The 18292-nt window shown below is 66.2% G+C and carries 7 protein-coding genes and 1 pseudogene; 6 read left to right on the top strand and 2 right to left on the bottom strand.

The window, feature by feature from the left end; translation table 11 throughout:
- Positions 1-37: 37 nt before the first annotated feature.
- From glyA to C8250_RS29600, 4 genes are all read left to right on the top strand, one after another.
- The gene (gene glyA / locus C8250_RS29615) at positions 38-1306 is read left to right on the top strand and encodes a serine hydroxymethyltransferase (protein WP_138354912.1); all 1269 of its coding nucleotides are present in this window, start codon (positions 38-40) and stop codon (positions 1304-1306) included.
- A 137-nt stretch (positions 1307-1443) separates the two neighbouring features.
- Entirely contained in the window at positions 1444-2811 is a 1368-nt protein-coding gene (locus C8250_RS29610) for an L-serine ammonia-lyase (RefSeq protein ID WP_138354911.1), read from the top strand.
- A 265-nt stretch (positions 2812-3076) separates the two neighbouring features.
- Positions 3077-3349, top strand: coding sequence for a hypothetical protein (locus C8250_RS29605; protein WP_138354910.1), 273 nt, complete (start codon positions 3077-3079; stop codon positions 3347-3349).
- Entirely contained in the window at positions 3346-3738 is a 393-nt protein-coding gene (locus C8250_RS29600) for a PIN domain-containing protein (protein ID WP_138354909.1), read from the top strand. The genes C8250_RS29605 and C8250_RS29600 overlap by 4 nt, the downstream gene beginning before the upstream one ends.
- A 1019-nt stretch (positions 3739-4757) precedes the next feature.
- Here the strand turns inward: C8250_RS29600 and C8250_RS29595 are convergent.
- On the bottom strand, positions 4758-5198 hold the full coding sequence (locus tag C8250_RS29595) for an SMI1/KNR4 family protein (RefSeq protein WP_138354908.1): 441 nt from the start codon (positions 5196-5198) through the stop codon (positions 4758-4760).
- A 12-nt stretch (positions 5199-5210) separates the two neighbouring features.
- Positions 5211-12818, bottom strand: a complete 7608-nt coding sequence (locus C8250_RS29590) for a polymorphic toxin-type HINT domain-containing protein (RefSeq protein WP_138354907.1) — start codon at positions 12816-12818, stop codon at positions 5211-5213.
- A gap of 560 nt (positions 12819-13378) precedes the next feature.
- Here C8250_RS29590 and C8250_RS44510 point away from each other — a divergent pair.
- Positions 13379-17530 (top strand): LamG domain-containing protein, encoded by a 4152-nt coding sequence (locus C8250_RS44510; RefSeq protein ID WP_138354906.1) that lies wholly within the window; start codon positions 13379-13381, stop codon positions 17528-17530.
- A 562-nt stretch (positions 17531-18092) separates the two neighbouring features.
- Positions 18093-18269 (top strand): annotated as a pseudogene (locus C8250_RS43760) (VapC toxin family PIN domain ribonuclease); the annotation flags it as partial.
- Positions 18270-18292: the final 23 nt, after the last annotated feature.

Raw genomic sequence — 18292 nt, 5'->3', positions numbered from 1 at the left:
TCCGGAGCTCGAAACCGACCTCGACCAGGAAGATCCCATGTCGCTCCTGAACAGCTCCCTTCATGAGTTCGACCCGGACGTCGCCGCCGCCGTCGACGCCGAGCTGCACCGTCAGCAGTCCACCCTCGAAATGATCGCGTCGGAGAACTTCGCGCCGGTCGCCGTCCTGGAGGCCCAGGGCTCGGTCCTCACCAACAAGTACGCCGAGGGCTACCCCGGCCGCCGCTACTACGGCGGCTGCGAGCACGTCGACGTCATCGAGACGCTCGCCATCGAGCGGGTCAAGGCGCTGTTCGGCGCCGAGGCCGCGAACGTGCAGCCGCACTCCGGCGCCCAGGCCAACGCCGCCGCGATGTTCGCCCTGATCAAGCCGGGCGACACCATCCTCGGCCTGGATCTGGCGCACGGTGGGCACCTCACCCACGGCATGAAGATCAACTTCTCCGGCAAGCTCTACAAGGTCGCGGCCTACCACGTCGACGAGAAGACCAGCCTCGTGGACATGGAGGAGGTCGAGCGCCTCGCCAGGGAGCACCGTCCGCAGCTGATCATCGCGGGCTGGTCGGCCTACCCCCGCCAGCTCGACTTCGCCGAGTTCCGCCGGATCGCGGACGAGGTCGGCGCCCTCCTGATGGTCGACATGGCCCACTTCGCGGGCCTCGTCGCGGCCGGGCTGCACCCCTCGCCCGTGCCGTACGCGGACGTGGTCACCACCACGACCCACAAGACCCTGGGCGGCCCGCGCGGTGGCGTGATCCTCTCCAAGGCCGAGTACGCCAAGAAGATCAACTCCGCGGTCTTCCCCGGCCAGCAGGGCGGCCCGCTGGAGCACGTGATCGCGGCCAAGGCGGTGGCCTTCAAGGCCGCGGCCACCGACGAGTTCAAGGACCGCCAGGTCCGTACCCTCGAAGGCGCCAAGATCCTCGCCGACCGGCTGGTCCAGCCGGACCTGACCGAGGTCGGCGTCTCGGTGCTGTCCGGCGGCACCGACGTGCACCTGGTCCTGGTCGACCTGCGCAGCAGCGAGCTCGACGGGCAGCAGGCCGAGGACCGGCTCCACCAGGTCGGCATCACGGTCAACCGCAACGCCATCCCGAACGACCCGCGTCCCCCGATGGTCACCTCGGGGCTGCGGATCGGCACCCCGGCGCTGGCCACCCGCGGCTTCGGCACCGAGGACTTCACCGAGGTCGCCGACATCATCGCCGAGGTCCTGAAGCCGGACTTCGACGAGGACCTGGCCAAGAGCCTGTCCGCCCGCGTCTCCGCACTGGCGGCGAAGCACCCGCTGTACCCCGGACTGTAATCGGACCGTCGTACGCGTCAGGTCGGGGCACCGCGCACACTGGAAGGTGAGCCGGTGCCCCGCACCATGCCTCCCGCACCACCTGTCCCGCGCACCACCCGGCAGACAACGGCGTCTGCGCAACCAAGGAGTTTCTCGTGGCCATCTCGGTCTTCGACCTGTTCTCGATCGGTATCGGCCCGTCCAGCTCGCACACCGTCGGACCCATGCGTGCCGCCGGGATCTTCGCCCACCGGCTCAAGAACGAGGGCCTGCTCGCCCACACCGCCGCCGTCCGCGCCGAGCTCTTCGGCTCGCTGGGCGCCACCGGCCACGGCCACGGCACCCCGAAGGCGGTCCTGCTGGGCCTGGAGGGCCACTCGCCCCGCACGGTCGACGTCGAGACCGCCGACGCCGAGGTGGAGCGGATCCGCACCAGCGGCCGCCTCAACCTGCTCGGCGCCCACGAGATCCCCTTCGACGCCTCGTCCCAGCTGATCCTGCACCGCCGCCGCTCGCTGCCGTACCACGCCAACGGCATGACGCTCTTCGCCTACGACGCGGACGCCGCGCCCCTCCTGGAGAAGACGTACTACTCGGTCGGCGGCGGCTTCGTCGTCGACGAGGACGCGGTCGGCCAGGACCGGATCAAGCTCGACGACACCGTGCTGCGCCACCCCTTCCGCACCGGCGACGAACTGCTGCGGCTCTCCCGCGACACCGGCCTGTCGATCGCCGCCCTGATGCTGGAGAACGAGAAGGCCTGGCGCAGCGAGGCCGAGATCCGTACCGGGCTGCTGGAGATCTGGGGCGTCATGCAGGCGTGCGTCTCGCGCGGCATGTCCCGCGAGGGCATACTCCCCGGCGGCCTCAAGGTCCGCCGCCGCGCCGCCAATTCGGCCCGCCAGCTGCGCGCCGAGGGCAACCCGGCCGCTCTCGCGATGGAGTGGGTCACCCTCTACGCGATGGCCGTGAACGAGGAGAACGCCGCGGGCGGCCGCGTCGTCACCGCGCCCACCAACGGCGCGGCCGGCATCATCCCGGCCGTTCTGCACTACTACATGAACTTCGTGCCCGGCGCGGACGAGGAGGGCGTCGTCCGCTTCCTGCTCGCCGCCGGCGCGATCGGCATGCTCTTCAAGGAGAACGCCTCCATCTCCGGCGCCGAGGTCGGCTGCCAGGGCGAGGTCGGCTCCGCCTGCTCGATGGCGGCCGGCGCCCTCGCCGAGGTGCTGGGCGGCTCCCCCGAGCAGGTCGAGAACGCGGCCGAGATCGGCATGGAGCACAACCTCGGCCTCACCTGCGACCCGGTCGGCGGCCTCGTCCAGATCCCGTGCATCGAGCGCAACGGCATGGCCGCGGTGAAGGCCATCACGGCCGCCAAAATGGCCATGCGCGGCGACGGCCGGCACCACGTGTCTCTCGACAAGGTCATCAAGACCATGAAGGAGACCGGCGCCGACATGAAGGTCAAGTACAAGGAGACGGCCCGCGGCGGCCTCGCGGTCAACGTCATCGAGTGCTGACGGGACCACCCCTGATCAGCGGTTTCGGTTCTTTCAGCTCTGTCACGGCCATCTCCGTTTGCACGGCGGATCGTCCCTGAAAAGTCCCTGTGACAGAGCTGAAAGTCCCTGAAAAGTCCCTGGGAGATCCCTGGCGGATTGGTACCTGACCAGGCTGTTCGAGCTCCACCTCCGCCAGCCCCGGTCTCTCGGGAATGAGGGTCTGGCGGTATAGGCGCCCAGAATCACCCGAACTCAATAACAAGACTTTTGTTAATGTAGCGCCATGACCACCTCGCCAGCGCCCGGAGAAGGACCCGTCCGCCCGGTCTCCGTCTCGCTCCATGAAGGCACCATCGCAGCCCTCAAGGCGCGCACCGGCAACCGGGGCATGTCCGCGTATGTCGAGGCTCTCATCCAGCGCCAGCTGGAACGGGACCGGCTGCGCGAGCTCATCGAGGACGCGGAAGCCGAGCACGGCGCGGTCGACCAGGCCGCGGTTGAGGCCAAGCGGGCGCTGCTGCGCGGCGCCCCGTCCGGCTCGGCGGACGCCGCGTGAGCGGCAGCCTCGTCCTGGACTGCGAGGGTCTGTCGAAGCTCGTCCAACGCACCCCGGAACTCACCGAATGGCTGGCCGCGGCCGAGGCCGAGGACATCCGCGTCGTCACCAGCTCCGTCACACTCGTCGAAGCCCGCGACCCCAAAACCAACCAGGCCCGCTTCGACCACGCCGTCTCACGCGTGAACATCATCCCGCCCACCGAGGCCATCGCCCGCCACGCGAGCAAGCTGCTCGCCTCGGCGGGACTGCACGGCCACAAGTACGCGCTCGACGCCATCGTGGCCGTCACCGCACTCGCTTCGCCCGCTCCCGTGACCGTCCTGACGTCCGACCCCGAGGATCTCCTGGTGCTGTGCGGACCCGGTATCCGAGTGATCAAAATCTGACCAGGCCCAGGTGGGCACTTCGCACCCATGGTGACCGCCCGACTCAACCGGCGACTTGTCCTTGATGTGCCAGCCCACCGGCCCTGGAGCCTCTGCGCAACGGCTTGTCAGTCAACGACGCCCAGCTTCAGACGAAGTACTCATTCACTCGGCCCGAGCCCGCGTATCCGCCGACGCCACCGCAACGCCCACACCATTCGAAGCCGGACCAGACCAGCCGGCGGCGCTTGGATCCCCGGCCCCGACCCGCCGCCCCTAACTGCCCCCAAATGGCCCCTGATGGCCCCGAACAGCACGTCAACGACTAGCGATCGCGCCTCCACCCAGCCCAAGCACTCCGCCCTGCCCCACGCCAGCCCCTTCATCTGCGGCTTCAGGATGGCCGCCGGATCCGCCGTCCCCGCCCCACACTCCGCCGACGCCACCCCCTCGGCCTGACCCGGGACCTGGCATCGGACGAGGCCGAGGTAGCCATAGGTATGGTCGTATATCCCGGCCTCATCGGCCGTGCAGTGATCAGGCAGCGTCGGCGTACCAGATGGGACGGTGGGCCGACCAGGTCGAAGTCCTCGAACCGCTTGGATATTCCCGGCAGCAGTGCGGAGCGCAGCATCCGCCACGTAGGTTCGATCGCTCAACCACTGCCGTCAGACACCCCAGCGGCCCGTTCGAGGGCCGCAACAATGCCGCCAGATGTACACAAGTGGATGAATGCGATTCCAGGCCCAAAATCTACGGTCCTTGCGTCCAGGATGGTGCCGGATGCAGGGAAAATCCTCAGATGACACTGGGACTCCAGCCTGCACGAGAAGAACAAAGTCGACAAAAGCAGCCCGAAGGGTCTCTCCGGGAATCAGTGGAGATTATCCCAACCTCCACGCCAAATCGCCCCTGATGGCCGGTGACAATACACCGGACCAGTTGGAACTGGTACAAGCCGCTACGTCGCCATAGCTCGCCACAGTCTACTAATTGCAAGGATTCAAGAATTTTTAAGGAAGGGATTCTTCCCAATATCTCTATCTTGGCCGCAATGCCTTCGCGGCAAGAAAGTCCAAGAAGCCCATTTCTTCGCTTGTCAATGATCCATCCTCGTGATCCAGGAAAAAGATCTCGTCGGATGCGGCACCATTGGGGCAGGAGAATCCCCACAGGTCGCCGGTTCCTACGGGTGCGACCGCATAGAAGTCCACCGGCCACCAGGGACGCGCATTTACGCTAATTGCGTCGTCACCCTGATTAGAGTCGAGCCGCGCCGGCAGAATATCCATGAAACCAAATGCCCCTCCGCCAATCTCAGCCAAAAATCTCAAATAATCCGATGGAAGCGAGACGGAGAGTCGTCGTTGAACATCGATCAAATCGTCATTTGTTGCATACACTGGCTCAAATCCCTCTAGCCACCAAGGGTTTGACCTGCGCGTCTCGTCGATGAGCGCCACGAACTCAGCGAATTCCATTTGCGTCACCCCTCACCCATCCGCAACGGGCCAATTATCGAACCATGCCTCTGGTCCGTAGGTCGAATCCCAGCCTTGCTCCATGGAGCGATACCACCAGTGAAGTCGAGTATCTTCCGTTCTCATTCCCTTACTGACGCCCTGATTGTACTTGTTTCGATGAATATCGGCATTCAGGTGAAAGCTCTCATCGAGTTCATGCGTTGGGGATCCCGCCTCTTGATCCGCGTGATGTATCTGCAGGCGGTCACCCAAGCTATCCGGGCGCAACCCGCGAGTCCCGCGACCGATATCGTTCTTGACCCATGGCCCGGCAACCCTCGTGGGAGGGTCGGCTGGTCCATAGCCCGTCCCTTCGGCGCCATCATAATTCGCCCGCTTCGGGCAGACGTTGTGAACGAGCACCGGCGTGGTCCCTGCCAGCACATAGTACGTGTGCAGTTCCGCGACGGTGAGATTGTAGCGGTTGGCCGCGCCGGGGGTTACGTGGACGGAAACAACAGGTACGTGTCGGTTCTCAGCAGTTGCAAGCACGTGCCCGGATTCAAGCTTCCCAGCCGGGACCCACGAATGAGTTGTTTCATCCCAAAAGGGATGTTTTGACGTTGTATGGAGCGTTGAATCCTTGCCATCCTGGCCATGGACGGTGACATCGACTAGGTCGGTGTCGTAGTTCACGATCAGGGCAGTGACGGTATGAGTGCTGGCGTGTTGACCCGTGTCGGGGTCTGCGGTCTCAACCTGATCGCCGAGTTTGATGTCCGCGATGGGCTTGGTCTGCCCTTGATCCATCAGGACCTGTGTGTCAGGGCTGAAACTGCAGCCAGATTTCGCAGGGACTTCTTCGTTTCGTGCCGGCGCCCCTCCCGGTTCGGGGTCCTTGGGTGTTCCTGTCTTCGGAGTACTGGGTTTTCCGGGAGCCTCGGGCTCGGTGTGAGTTCTAATCGCACCGGCGCCCTGTTCATATTCTCTGGCCGCGTGCTGCAGCGCGTACGTGGCAGCCCTTTCTGCCGCCATCTTGGCTAGTTTCATCTTCTGGTATTGCACAACTATGAGCGCCGTTGAGGTACACGCCTGTAGTTGCTCTTTCCCGGAGCCGTAGATGCAGTTGTTGAGGTCCGTGATACCGAGCGCGTCCGCGCTGAGTTTCATGAACTTTTGGACTACATCCGGACCCTGGCTGAAGGTCCCCTTCGCGTTGAGAGCCTCGTCGACGTTGGACCCGTAGCCGGCTGTGTACTGTCCGAGAGGGCTGCCGCCGCGGTAAAGCGCCGCGGCGTCGCCGCTGTCGTCGCCGCTGGGGCTCATTGGGGCGCCGCCGCCACCGAGTTCGCCGCCGGCTCCTTCCCCTGCGCAGGAGGCGTAGCAGCCGCCGCCGCCGGTGTCTCCGTTCTTAAGGCCGGTGGGGTCGCTGCCGTTGATGGGGTCGTTGCCGGCGTAGGTGTAGCCGCCCATTTGATTGGGGTCGCCGGCTTCGAAGACGGGGTCGACGGTGAGGAAGCGGCCGAGAACGGGGTCGTAGTTGCGTGCGCCGAAGAGGTTGAGTCCGGTAGTGGTGTCCGCGGGTTTGCCAAGGTAGCCGTGGTTGTCGGCCCAGCTGGCGGGAGTGGTTCCGCGGGGGGCTCCGTAGGGGTCGTAGGCGCGGCGGGTGACGGCCAGGCTGGTGCGGTCGACCTGGAGTTGGGCGGTGTGCTGGGGGTTAGCCGGCTGGTAGGCGAGAGTGCCGGTCGAGGAGCGGGTGATGCTGGTGCCGTCGGGGTGGGAGTAGTAGCGCAGCCCGGAGACGGTGTTCTTGGCTGTGTCCAGGGTGAGTTGTTCGGCGCCGCCGAACAGGTACAGGATGTTGCTGCCGGAGCCCTTTTGCATCAGCAGGCCGCCGTCGGCGTCATACAGGTAGCTGGAGGCGACCGTGCCGGAGCCCGCCTTGGGCGTGACGCTCTGGGTGCGGCCTTCGGCGTCGTAGGTGAAGGTCTGCGTGGTGGCGGCCGCAGCGCCGACCTTGGTGTCACGACTCCTGGTGTTGCCTGCAGTGTCGTAGTGCGGGGTCAGCGTGGTGGTGGCGGTCGCATCGGTGGTCGTCACGCTGGTCACGGTGTTCGGCTGCGTGGCGGTGGTGGTGCCTCCACCGGGGTAGCTGCTGGTTTGGGTGGTGTTCTTCAGCGCATTGCCGGTGGTGTCGTGTTTGACCTGTTGGGTGCGGTCACCGAGCAGGTTGTACGTGAACGACTGCCAGTACGGGGCCGGTCCGCCGATGGTGGCGGGGGTGGGGGCACCGGTGTTGCAGTGGGACAGCTGTCCGGTGGTGGGGGTGCTGGTGCCCTTGGTGTCGGTCCAGGCTTCGGACAGGCGGTTGATGCCGTCGTAGGAGAAGCACTGGGTGTCGGTGCCGGTGACGGCGGTGCCGTTGGACTGGGTGTCGGAGACCGCTTTGAGGTTGCCCGCCTGGTCGTAGCCGTAGGTGGTGGCGTCGATCGGGCCGAACTCGTTGGGCTGGAGGCTGACGGTGTTGGTGGCAAGGCGGCCAGTCGCGTCGTCGTAGGTCTGCGCGGTGCGCAGTTGCTTGCCGTACACGCCGTAGGTGGACTGCTGGATCTGCCCGAGGGGACTGTACAAGGCGGTGTCAAGGTAAGGGTTGTCTTCCGACCCTGTTTCCAGGAGCAGGCCCTGCAGGTCGTAGCCGTAGCCAACCGATTCCGTGGGCAACCCGCCGTCCGAGCCGTAGTCGGTGGAAGCGAGAAGCCCGACGGTCGGCGTGTAGTGAGCGGCGGCGGTGTAAGTACGGGCCAGTTTCCCCTCGGCGGGGGGGATCGTGGTTGTAGTTCCGGTGGGCTGGTAGGAGGTGGTGTAGCCGGTGACGCTCTTGACGTAAGCGCTGCCGCCGCTACCGGAGCCGCCGACGTAACGCGTGGAGGAGGCGGGCAGGCCCCTTGCCAGGGCGTCGTAGCTCCAACCGGCGAGTTGCTTGGTCGCGTCGGTGGTACTGGTCCCCGCGTACTCGCCCGTTTTGCGGCCGAGGATGTCGTAGGTGTAGGAGAGAGTCTGCTGGCGGCCGTCGGTGCTCTGGGTCAGGCGTCCGAGTTGGTCGTAGGCGTAAGCACTGGTGCCGGAGTCGGGGTCGGTCTGGGAGATCTTCTGACCCTGCAGGTTGTACTGGTAGGTCCAGGTGTTACCGACGGTGTCGGCGATCGAGGCGGTTTGGCCGGCCGGGGTGTAGGTGTAGCGGGTGGTGATGTCGGCTGCGGCTGCTTTGCCGGCCGTGCCGGTGCTCCAGCGGCTGGTGCCTGCGGCGTTGTATACCTGCACGCTGGCGTCGTCCTTGATGACGGCGTAGGCCCCGGTCGTTCCGGTGGTCCCCGAGTTGGAGGACCACAGGACCGCGCCGGTGGTGCTGGTGACTACCAAGCTTCCGTCGGTGCGGATGGTGGCGCTGGCACCGGGCTTGCCGGAGGTGCCGGACGCCCACAGCACGGCGCCGCTGGTGATGCCGGTCAGGACCAGGTTGCCGTCGGCCTGCATGGTCAGCCGCACGCTGTTGGACGACACCGTGCTGCCCGAGGCGATGACGCTACCAGCGGGCAGGGTCTTGTCCGGGGTAGTGTCCTTGACCCGGCTGGCGGTGGTCTGGCCTTGGGCGTTGGTGAAGGTCGCGGTGGCCTGGCCACCCTTGGGCGGGGTGCTGTCGGTCTCGTCCGCGCCGGGGTAGGCGGTGCTGGACTGCCATTGCAGCGAAGCGCGCGACCACAGCTGGTTGGCGGTCGGGCGGCCGAGCCCGTCGTAGACCGTCTTCCTCTGCGACGGCACGGTGTTCTCGAACTCCGCGAACATCGTGGTCGACGGCCCGCTATTGGGGTCCGAGTACGCCGCGATGCTGGACACGGGCCAGCCGTGGCTGTCGTACGAGTTGGACGTGATCAGCCGCCCAGCCGAGTCGTCCGCGGTGGTGGACTGCTGCTGACGCATCTGCAGCATCCCGTCGTACAGGGTCACCGAGGTGCTGTAGCTGCCGTTCTCGCGGAGTGTTTGAGTCGTGACGGCGGACGGGTCGGGGCTGGTGCCCGCACCGTGGATAGCGTAGAGGAATTTCTTGTCGGGACTGTCAGGGTTTTCGGTCTTGTCGCGGCCGGGCAGCCAGGCGGCGGTACGCCGGCCGAGTGCGTCGTAGGTCGTGTCGGTCACGCGGCTGTTGCTATCCACGCTCTCGACGGCCAGCCCACGAGCGGGTGCCAGGAGAAGGTGCGAGGTCCAGCCCAGCGCGTTAGTGGTAGTGACCGTGGTGGGGAGTGTCCCGGCTGCCGGCGAGAACGTGGTCGTGGTGGCCGATCCTGCGGGGTCCACAGACTTGGTGATGCGCCCATAGTCGTCGTAGGAGGAGGCGCCGATGGTCGTGTAGACCGGGCTGCCGGAAGCGTTGTAGGACTTGACCGACTGTGTGGCCGTGGCATAGCCGACGCTGTGTGTCTTGCCGTCGGATGCCCAGAGCTGACCTATGGTCCCGAAGGTGCCCGGGTTGGTGATGGTGCCGTCACCGTCGTAGTAGATCTTCTGATCGGCAATCGTGGTGCTGGTGCCGGCGGCGGTGCCACAAGGCCCGGAAACGGTGAGTACCTGGGACGGATAGGTAAGCATCATCGGATTACTGGCAGGAGCCGAGGCATAACTCGTTGTGGTGCAGGTTGCTTGTTTCGGGTCGGCGATGTCGCCCTGATTGTTCACCTGCGTAATGCGACCCGCATTGTCGTACGTCGTGGTCGCACGCGTGGTGCGCCAGGCGCCGCTGGCCAGTTGGACCAGCACGCGGCTAGCGGAGGACTGCAATCGCTGGGAAGACAGCGGCGGCAGTGTGGACAAGGCCGAGGGGGCCGGTTCCTTCGATGTCCAGGCCGATCGCGTGCGGCTCGCAGTCTGAACAGTGTCGAGCGGTTCGTTGATGACTTTGCTGACAACCGTGCCCTGGTCTGCGGTGTAGGTGTCGGATTCCAGGATGCTGCCGGCCAGCAGGTTGCGGTCGGTCGCAGCGTCACCGAGGGAGTTCTTGACGATGACGGATCGCGTGGAGCCGTCCGCCTTGTAGTCGCCGTCCATGCCTTGTAGGTAGGTGGTGACTTTCTTGGTGACTGGATCCGGGACGGCTCCCGAGGTGACGGTCACGGTGCGGAAGCCGCGGAAGTTGTTCCAGGTGCGGTACTGGTCGTCGGTCAGATCCGAGTCGTCGCGGTGCCAGGCGGGGGTGTCATAGACGTAGTTGGCGACCTTCGCGTGCGAGCCGGCCTTCGTGAGATCACTGTTGGTGACCTGGGTGATCAAAGACTTGTGGAACCAGTCCGCGATGGGAGTCGCGGCACCTGCCGGGTACCAGTTCACCGGAAAGCAGGCCATGGTGTTGCTGTCAGGCGATGCGGGCATGGTGTGGTTGACGCGCGAGCACTCCGGGGTCCGGTAGGTGACGGCGGTGGACTCGCCGCTCTCCGTGCGAATGCTGGCGATCCGCGGGTGGTAGAGCGGGGGTGCGGCTGGCGTCAGACCGTCAACGCGGTTGTCTGTCTCGATGCCGGCGAAAGTCACCGGGTCCAAGGTGAGGGGGTCAGAGCCGCCGGCTGTGGTGTCCAGGCCGGTGTGTTGGATCGACGACAGCCACATGATCGCCTGAAGGTGCCCGGCGTTACTGGCGTCCCCTTCCATACCTGTGACCGGATCCATGACGCCGCCCGCGTCGGAGAAGACGTGGGTCAAGTTGTAGGAGTCGACGTCTTGGTAGCCGTCGCCGACCTTGACCTGGGTCGAGATCGACTTGAGCCGGTAGGTGGACCAGAATGTGGGCCCGGCTACCTTGCAGACATCATCGCCTTCGCCGGACGTCTTGTCCGTTGAAGGGCAGTTGGTGTCGTACGGGACATCCGGCCAGTTGTTGGCCGTCGTGGGGGACAGATTGGCGTAGGTGCAGACAGTGTCGGAGGTCGTGCAGCGCTGAGCGGTGTTGAAGTTGATGCGGGCGGCCGGGTCTCTGCCCGCCACCGCGTCGGCCAGCTTGTAGCCATAGGAGATCCGCTTGGGATAGCCGCTGCGGATGTAGGGGGTCAGTGTGCCGCCGCCGCCAGACGCGGCAACCTGCCCCAAGCCCATGTTGTAGTAGTTGGATTCGGTGGCGTAGTCGTAGCGCTGCACGTTGCCGTGTGGATCGACGACGAAGTCGAGGTTGAAGCGGTAGCCAACCGGCTTGTCACACTGTGAATTGTTGCCCTTGGCTGCGTCGTAACACGGGTCGCCGGACTTGGGGTGGTAGACCGGAACTCCCCACGCGCTGCTGGTCTCGGCGTCGGCGGTGGTGCCAGGGGCGTGGTTCAGACCCAGGTAGTAGGCGGTGCCATCGGTCGTGGTGACTTTGTAGTACTCGCCGTCCCACAGACCGTTGCCCGCCCCGGTCATCCGCTGGATCTTGGTTCCGTCATCGCCTTCCAGGTGGAACATCCCGTCACTGCCACGTACCAGTTCGCTGGTCCGTGAACCGAGAGACAGGACAGCGTTGTAACCGCCCCAGCATTCATCTCCGGAGTCGGCGATCCCGTCCGTCTTGCACGACTTGTACGAGCGCTCGATGAAACCTGGAGAGTACGACCAGCCGTCACCGATCCACGAGGACTGCGCGTTGCGGGCGGAAGTCTCCCCGTCGACGGACTGCGAGTCGTAGGAGAGCGCCACGCTCGGTGCGCCCCCGCCCAATGCCGATGGACTGGCGACCGGGTAACTGTAGACAAACGCTCCGGAGGACGACTGGGACCACGTACCGGAAGCCGACAGGGAGGTGGCGGTGTAGTCGCCCTGGGAACCGCCAGTACCGGATACCGCCGCAACCGACACAGATGTCTGTTGCGGCGCAAGGCTTGTGCTGGTGCGAGAAGCAGCAGCGTTGTGCCCTGGGGACGTGGCGGGCAGGCTGACGGTGGCCGTCAGTTTCCGGCTCGTGGTGTCGTTGGTGGTGGCCAGTGGCTTTTGCACCCGGCAAGCAGGAACATCCGGTGTCGTCATCGCGCAGCCCGGCATTTCCACCAGGTGCAGCCGCGAGGCCCAGCCACCACCGTACGCCTGAGCGATGGAGCTGTAGTCCAATGTGACGGCGGCCTTCCCCGCGCCGGTGGGGGTCAGGCCGATGAGGAGTCCATCGATGTTGGCGGACTGCGCCTGGGCCTGTCCGGCCACTTGTACGCGAACCGCCGAAGGGGCGCTGGCGGGATCCGTGCCGCTCTGCGTGCTTCGGGCTGATGTTCCGGAAGCACTGACGGGTGCGATCCAGACTGGTGATGTTCCTGCTCGCACCAGTCCGCCGGGCGGCGTGACTGATCCGAAGGAAGGGCTGGCAGCACCGACGCGTGGGGTAACTACGGCTGCTGGGGCCAGGGTGACCGTGGAGGCACTGGCGGGCGGCCATTTTGTGGCGACGGGAGCATGGGCGACCAGCGCACGTGCTCCCTTGGGCACTGCCCCTCGCGGGACACCTGCCCCAGCAGATACCGGCCGGCCGTCGACGACTGGTTGGGCCTGGAGCTGGCCGTCAGCCCAGACCTGGCCCGTGTAGTGGTAGCCGCCGATCACGTCCGCCTGCGCCAGCGGAACGATCAACGACATCGCAGCGAGCGTGGCCGTAGCCACGATCCCCCCACGTAGCCGAGCCCGTGTCCGGACATCAGTGAACAAGCGCACGTTGGAACGCACTTCGCAGACCCCCCAGCCCACCCCGACAGCCCGTGAAGAGCCGTCCACTCGCGAGGCGGGTGCGCCTCCACGATCCTCCGGAACCGTATTGCCACACCCGTACGAGCCGCAATAGCCTTCCTCGGCATCCTCAGATGTCACATCAGTCACTTCAGACTCGCCACCGGGGGAGTGTCACTGGGACATAGGAGGATGCGGGGGTTCACAAACAGCATCGCCAATGCGGCTGCTCAGCCATCACACCCATTACGGCCTATCCGTGAGTGGTCAAGTCTTTACCCTGGAGAGGGGTAATCGTGGGGGGTTCCATCAGCGCGCGCCGATTCCGGCGCCGCAGCCCGATCCAACTAGCAGCACTGTTCGCAGTCAGCGGCCTCGTCCTATCACTGGCCGGCCCGGCCTCGGCCGACGATGTGCCGCCATCCGTCCCGGCCGATATGACCACCGCCCCGCCGCTCACACCCGGCGGACCCATGCAAGCAGCTCTGCTGCAGGCCAAGGCCACCGGCAAACCCGTCGTTGTCGATTCGCTCACCACGCAGACCGAGCAGACCGTCGCCAATCCCGACGGCACCCTGGCGACCACCACCAACCTGCAGGCCGTGCGGGTGAAGAAGAACGACACCTGGGCCGCAGTGGACGCCACGCTGGGACGGAACGGCGACGGCACCTACTCGCCGTCCGCCACCCCGGCCCGCGTGGCACTGTCCGGCGGCGGCAACGGGCCGCTGGCTACCCTCACCGATACCAACGGGCACCGCCTGGCCCTGTCGTTCCCCACTACCCTGCCCGCGCCCACCGTCACCGGTGACACCGCCCGGTACGTAAACGTCCTGCCTGGTGTGGATCTGGAGGCGTCCGTCAGTGACCAGGGCGCGTTCAGCGAAGTGCTGATCGTCCACAACGCGACCGCTGCCGCGAACCCCGCACTGAAAACCCTGCGCCTGGCCACCACTACCCAGGGGTTGAACCTGGCCGCCGACGCCCACGGCCGCCTGGCCGCCACCACCCCCGACGGCACCTTGGCCTACACCAGCCCCACCCCGACGATGTGGGACTCCTCGACCACCGCAGTGGCTCCGGCCAGCACCAAGTCCGCCCTGTCCGCGCGCACCGCCACCACCTCCGCAACAGGAGGTGATCCGGCGCCGGTGTCGTCAACCGACGGCCCCGGCACGGGCGCCCAGGTCCAGCCGGTCGCGCTGACCGCTACCCCGGACGCGGTCACCCTCACCCCGGATGCCGGGCTGCTGACCGGAGCCACCACCACGTATCCGGTGTTCATCGACCCGACCGTCAGCCCCGTCTCCAGCGGCACCAACCACTACGCCGAGGCGCAGGAGGGCTGCCATGACACGCCGCAGTGGGATACCCCGCAGCAGTACGGCGGCGAGGGCATCGGCTACCAGCACTACGCCTCGACCTGCTACGGGCTGGAGCGGTCGTTCTTCGAGATCAACACCAGCAATCTGCACAAGAACATGGTCATCTCCAAGTCCACCCTGGTGCTGGCCGAGGTCTACGGCGCCGACGGTGACTGTTCCCACACCTGGCCCGTCACGCTGTACGGGACGGCCGATATCAACACCCCCCAATTCGTAGGGAAGCTGGACTGGGACAACCAGCCGAGTGTCGGCGCAGCCCTGGGCGCGCAAAACGTCGCCAGCGCCAACGTCGCCGCCGGTTGCGGCACCCGGTACGTCAATTTCGATGTCACCGCCGGTATCCAGGGCAACGCCGCCATCGACAAGGACACCTGGGCGTTCTCCCTGCGCGGGAACGAGACCAAGTACGAGACGAACTACGGGTTCATGCGCTTCAACAGCAACCCATACATCGTGACCGTCTTCGACATTCCCCCGGCCGCGCCCAGCGCTCCCAGCACGACCCCCGACAGCCAGAACCCCGCCGGTGCTGCGTGCGGTGGTGGCCCCGACGGGTGGATCGGCAAGACCACTCTGGCCGGCAGCACCAGCAACATCACCCTCAATGCCACCCTCACCACCCCCATGCAGGGGGTGAACCTGCAGGGCCAGTACGCCATGTGGGACAACATGCTCCCGCAGGCCAACGGCCAGGCCACGGTCATCAACCCGCCCCTGACCGCCGGTGTCGCCTCAGGCACCACCGTCCACCACAACCTCGGCTTCGCCGCCCAGGACGGCCACCAATACGGGTGGGGCGTCCGCGCCTGGGACGGCACCCTGTACGGGCCATGGACCACCAGTTGCCACTTCAAGACCGACCTCACCCCGCCCACCCAAGCCGCGTTCACCGACTCCTCCGACTTCCCGCCGCTGGGCAGCGGCACCGCACCGACCAAGCACGCCGGAGACACCGGCCTCACGATCCACACCACCAGCACCGACCCCATGCCCACCGGCACTTGCGCGCCCTTGTCCTGCGTCCGCAGTGACATCCGCAAGTTCGAATGGTCCATGGACACCCCCGTCCCGGCGACCGGCGCCGACACGGCTCACACCATCAACGTCACCGCCGACAGCGTCGGCGCCGCCCAAGCCGACATCCCGATCAGCGTCACCGCCCAGCAATGGGGCACACACACCCTGTACGTCCAGGCCGTCGACGGCGCCGGCAACGCCGACCCCTCCACCTACAGCTTCTACGCCCCGTGGAATCCCGCCACCAAGGTCACCTCCGGTGACCTCACCGGCGACGGAATCCCCGACCTGATCGCCCCCTCCAAGGAAGGCGACCTGCTGCTCCTGCCCGGCAACACCGACGCAGCCGCCGCCCCCGTGACCTCTTCCACTGCAGCGACCAGCCCCGAGGCCGAGGCATCCACGGGCTGGGACAAGTTCCTGATCACCCACCGTGGCAGCACTGCCCAGTCCGGGGTTGACGACCTGTTCGCCTACAGCACCGTCACCCACCAGATGTACATCTACCGCAACGACGCGGAGACCAGCGCCAGCGGGGTGGCCGGGCACTTCACCAACACCAACGGCCGGATGCCCATCACCGAAAAGCCCGCCTGCAACCCGGCATCCACCTGCCTGGGCTACGACACCACCTGGGGATCCGTCAGCCAGATCCTCGCCCCCGGCAGCTTCGACAACGGCTCCGGACTGGCCGACCTGATCACCATCGAGGGCGGCCGGCTGTGGTACTACCCCGGCACCTCCAAGGCCGGAGCCCACTTCAAGCAGGCCCTGCTACTGGGCAACGGTGACTGGTCGAACACCACACTGACCGCCCCCGGCACCGTCGACGGCGCCCCCACCCTGTGGGCCCGCGACAACATCACCGGCACCCTCCACACCTACCCCCTCACCTTCGACGCCAACGGCCTGCCCACCACCGTGCTCACCGCACCCACCCACCACCCCCTGGTGTCCGCGATCACAGTCCCCGGCGGGGGCACGGTGTGCGCCGATGTCGCAAAGGCATCAACCGCGAACAACACCAAAATCCAGATCTACCCCTGCAACGGCACCGACGCCCAGCAGATGACCCTCGGCACCGACAACACCGTGCGGGTCCTGGGCAAGTGCCTGGACATCACCAACGCCGGGACCGCCTCAGGAACCCCCATCCAGCTCTACACCTGCAACGGCACCGCCGCCCAGAAATGGAAGCCCGGCCCCAACGGTTCCCTGGTCAACCCGGCGTCCAACCTCTGCCTCGCCGACCCGGCCAGCAGCACCACCGCCGGCACCCAACTCATCATCTACGCCTGCCTCACCGGCCGCGCCGACCAGAACTGGACCGGCAGCACCAACGGCACCCTCCCCGCCCAGGCCCCCATCCTCCCCATCGGCCTGGACAACACCACTTACCCCACCATCGCCTCACCCGGCGACACCAACAACACCACCACCGGCACCTCCGGCGGCCCGGACGGCAACCCCGACCTGTACGCCACCACCGGCAACGGTCAAATCCTCGAATACCCGGGAACGGTCGCCGCGGCGGGCATCGCGCAATTCACCGCACCGGTACCGCTGGGCTACCTCCACCAGCCCACCGACTGGTGGAAGCTCTCCAACACCGACAACACCGTGCGCCCCGCCAACAACCTCACCGCCAACAGCGGAGCCACCTTCACCACCGACCCCAACCGCGGGACGGTGCTGCATCTCAACGGCACTACCGGTGACGCCGCCACCGCCGGCCCCGTCCTCGACACCACGGCTGGTTACACCGTCTCGGCCTGGGTCAACATGACCAACACCACCACCTACAACACCGCCGTCGGCCAGGCCAGCAACGCCGGCACCGGCGTCGACTCCTTCTACCTCCAGTACTCCAAGGGCTACAACGCCTGGGCCTTCATCTCACCCGCCAGCGACAGCACCACCCCAGGCACCTATCCCGGAGCCGTCGCCTCCACCCCACCCGTCCTCAACACCTGGACACACCTCGTCGGCGTCTACAACGCCGCCACCCACACCATGAACCTCTACATCAACGGAACCCTCGCCGGAACCGGAACCAACACCACCGCCTGGAACGCCACCGGCCCCCTCCACATCGGCAGCGCCGGCACCAGCAACTACTTCCCCGGCAACATCAGCAACGTCCAAACCTTCAACACCGCCCTCACCCCCGCAGCCGTAGCAGCCCTCAACCACGACCAACCCACCCCCACCCAACTCAGCTAACCCCCAGCCCGATCAACACAGCCACACCCAACTCCAAGAGCCCCGCCGGGAGCACCGGCGGGGCTTCTTGCGCGCTGGGCCAGCGGTCGGTTCGGTTACCCGACGAAATGTCCAGCGCGGACAGTCCAGGCAGACCACCCGAGGATTGAGAAAGGGGCACCAGAGCATGTCCCTGCGTAAGGTCCGCAAGGCCCTGAAGATCCCTAGAAGATCACCGACCGAGCCTGAAGAGCTGTTCTCGCTCCGAAATCGGACGATGCTCCCGCATGCAGCGAAGCTGCCGCTCCTTCGCTGCCCCTAACCCGGTCGGCTGCTGCGCGGGCTCGCCCCACGGGTACCGAGTGCCGCCGGATGCCTTGCAGGTAGCCGGCGGTAAAAGTCCCTGACGTGGCGCAAATCAGATCTTGCTGTGTCAAAACTGCAGGTCAGATCCATGATCAAAAGCGGCTGACATGAATGCCAAGTACAAGGAGACCGCCCGCGGCGGCCTCGCGGTCAACGTCATCGAGTGCTGACCCGCTCACACTCCGTATCGGACGAAAAGTACATGCGTTAGCGCACGGCGCAAGCCGTCCAACGGCGCTACGCCGACCTGGACCTGGACCTCGCGGACGCGGTGAACGTGGCTCTGGCCGCCGAGTACCGCAGCGATGCCGTACTCACCCTGGACCGCCGTGATTTCCGCGCAGTGCGGCCCTTGACTCCGCACCACGCGTTCCGCTTGTTGCCGGACGATCTCTGGCAACGGTCGGCGAGGCTCAC

It is taken from the genome of Streptomyces sp. So13.3 (assembly GCF_005860785.2).
Lineage (GTDB): Bacteria > Actinomycetota > Actinomycetes > Streptomycetales > Streptomycetaceae > Actinacidiphila > Actinacidiphila fildesensis.
This window is presented reverse-complemented; position numbering and strand designations above follow the sequence as displayed.

Bases quoted from the DNA above. Each gene is read 5' to 3' on its own strand.
- C8250_RS29590 (WP_138354907.1), bottom strand. From the start codon at position 12,818: ATGTCGTTGATCGTTCCGCTGGCGCAGGCGGACGTGATCGGCGGCTAC.
- C8250_RS44510 (WP_138354906.1), top strand. From the start codon at position 13,379: ATGCAAGCAGCTCTGCTGCAGGCCAAGGCCACCGGCAAACCCGTCGTT.
- C8250_RS29605 (WP_138354910.1), top strand. From the start codon at position 3,077: ATGACCACCTCGCCAGCGCCCGGAGAAGGACCCGTCCGCCCGGTCTCC.
- C8250_RS29595 (WP_138354908.1), bottom strand. From the start codon at position 5,198: ATGGAATTCGCTGAGTTCGTGGCGCTCATCGACGAGACGCGCAGGTCA.
- glyA (WP_138354912.1), top strand. From the start codon at position 38: ATGTCGCTCCTGAACAGCTCCCTTCATGAGTTCGACCCGGACGTCGCC.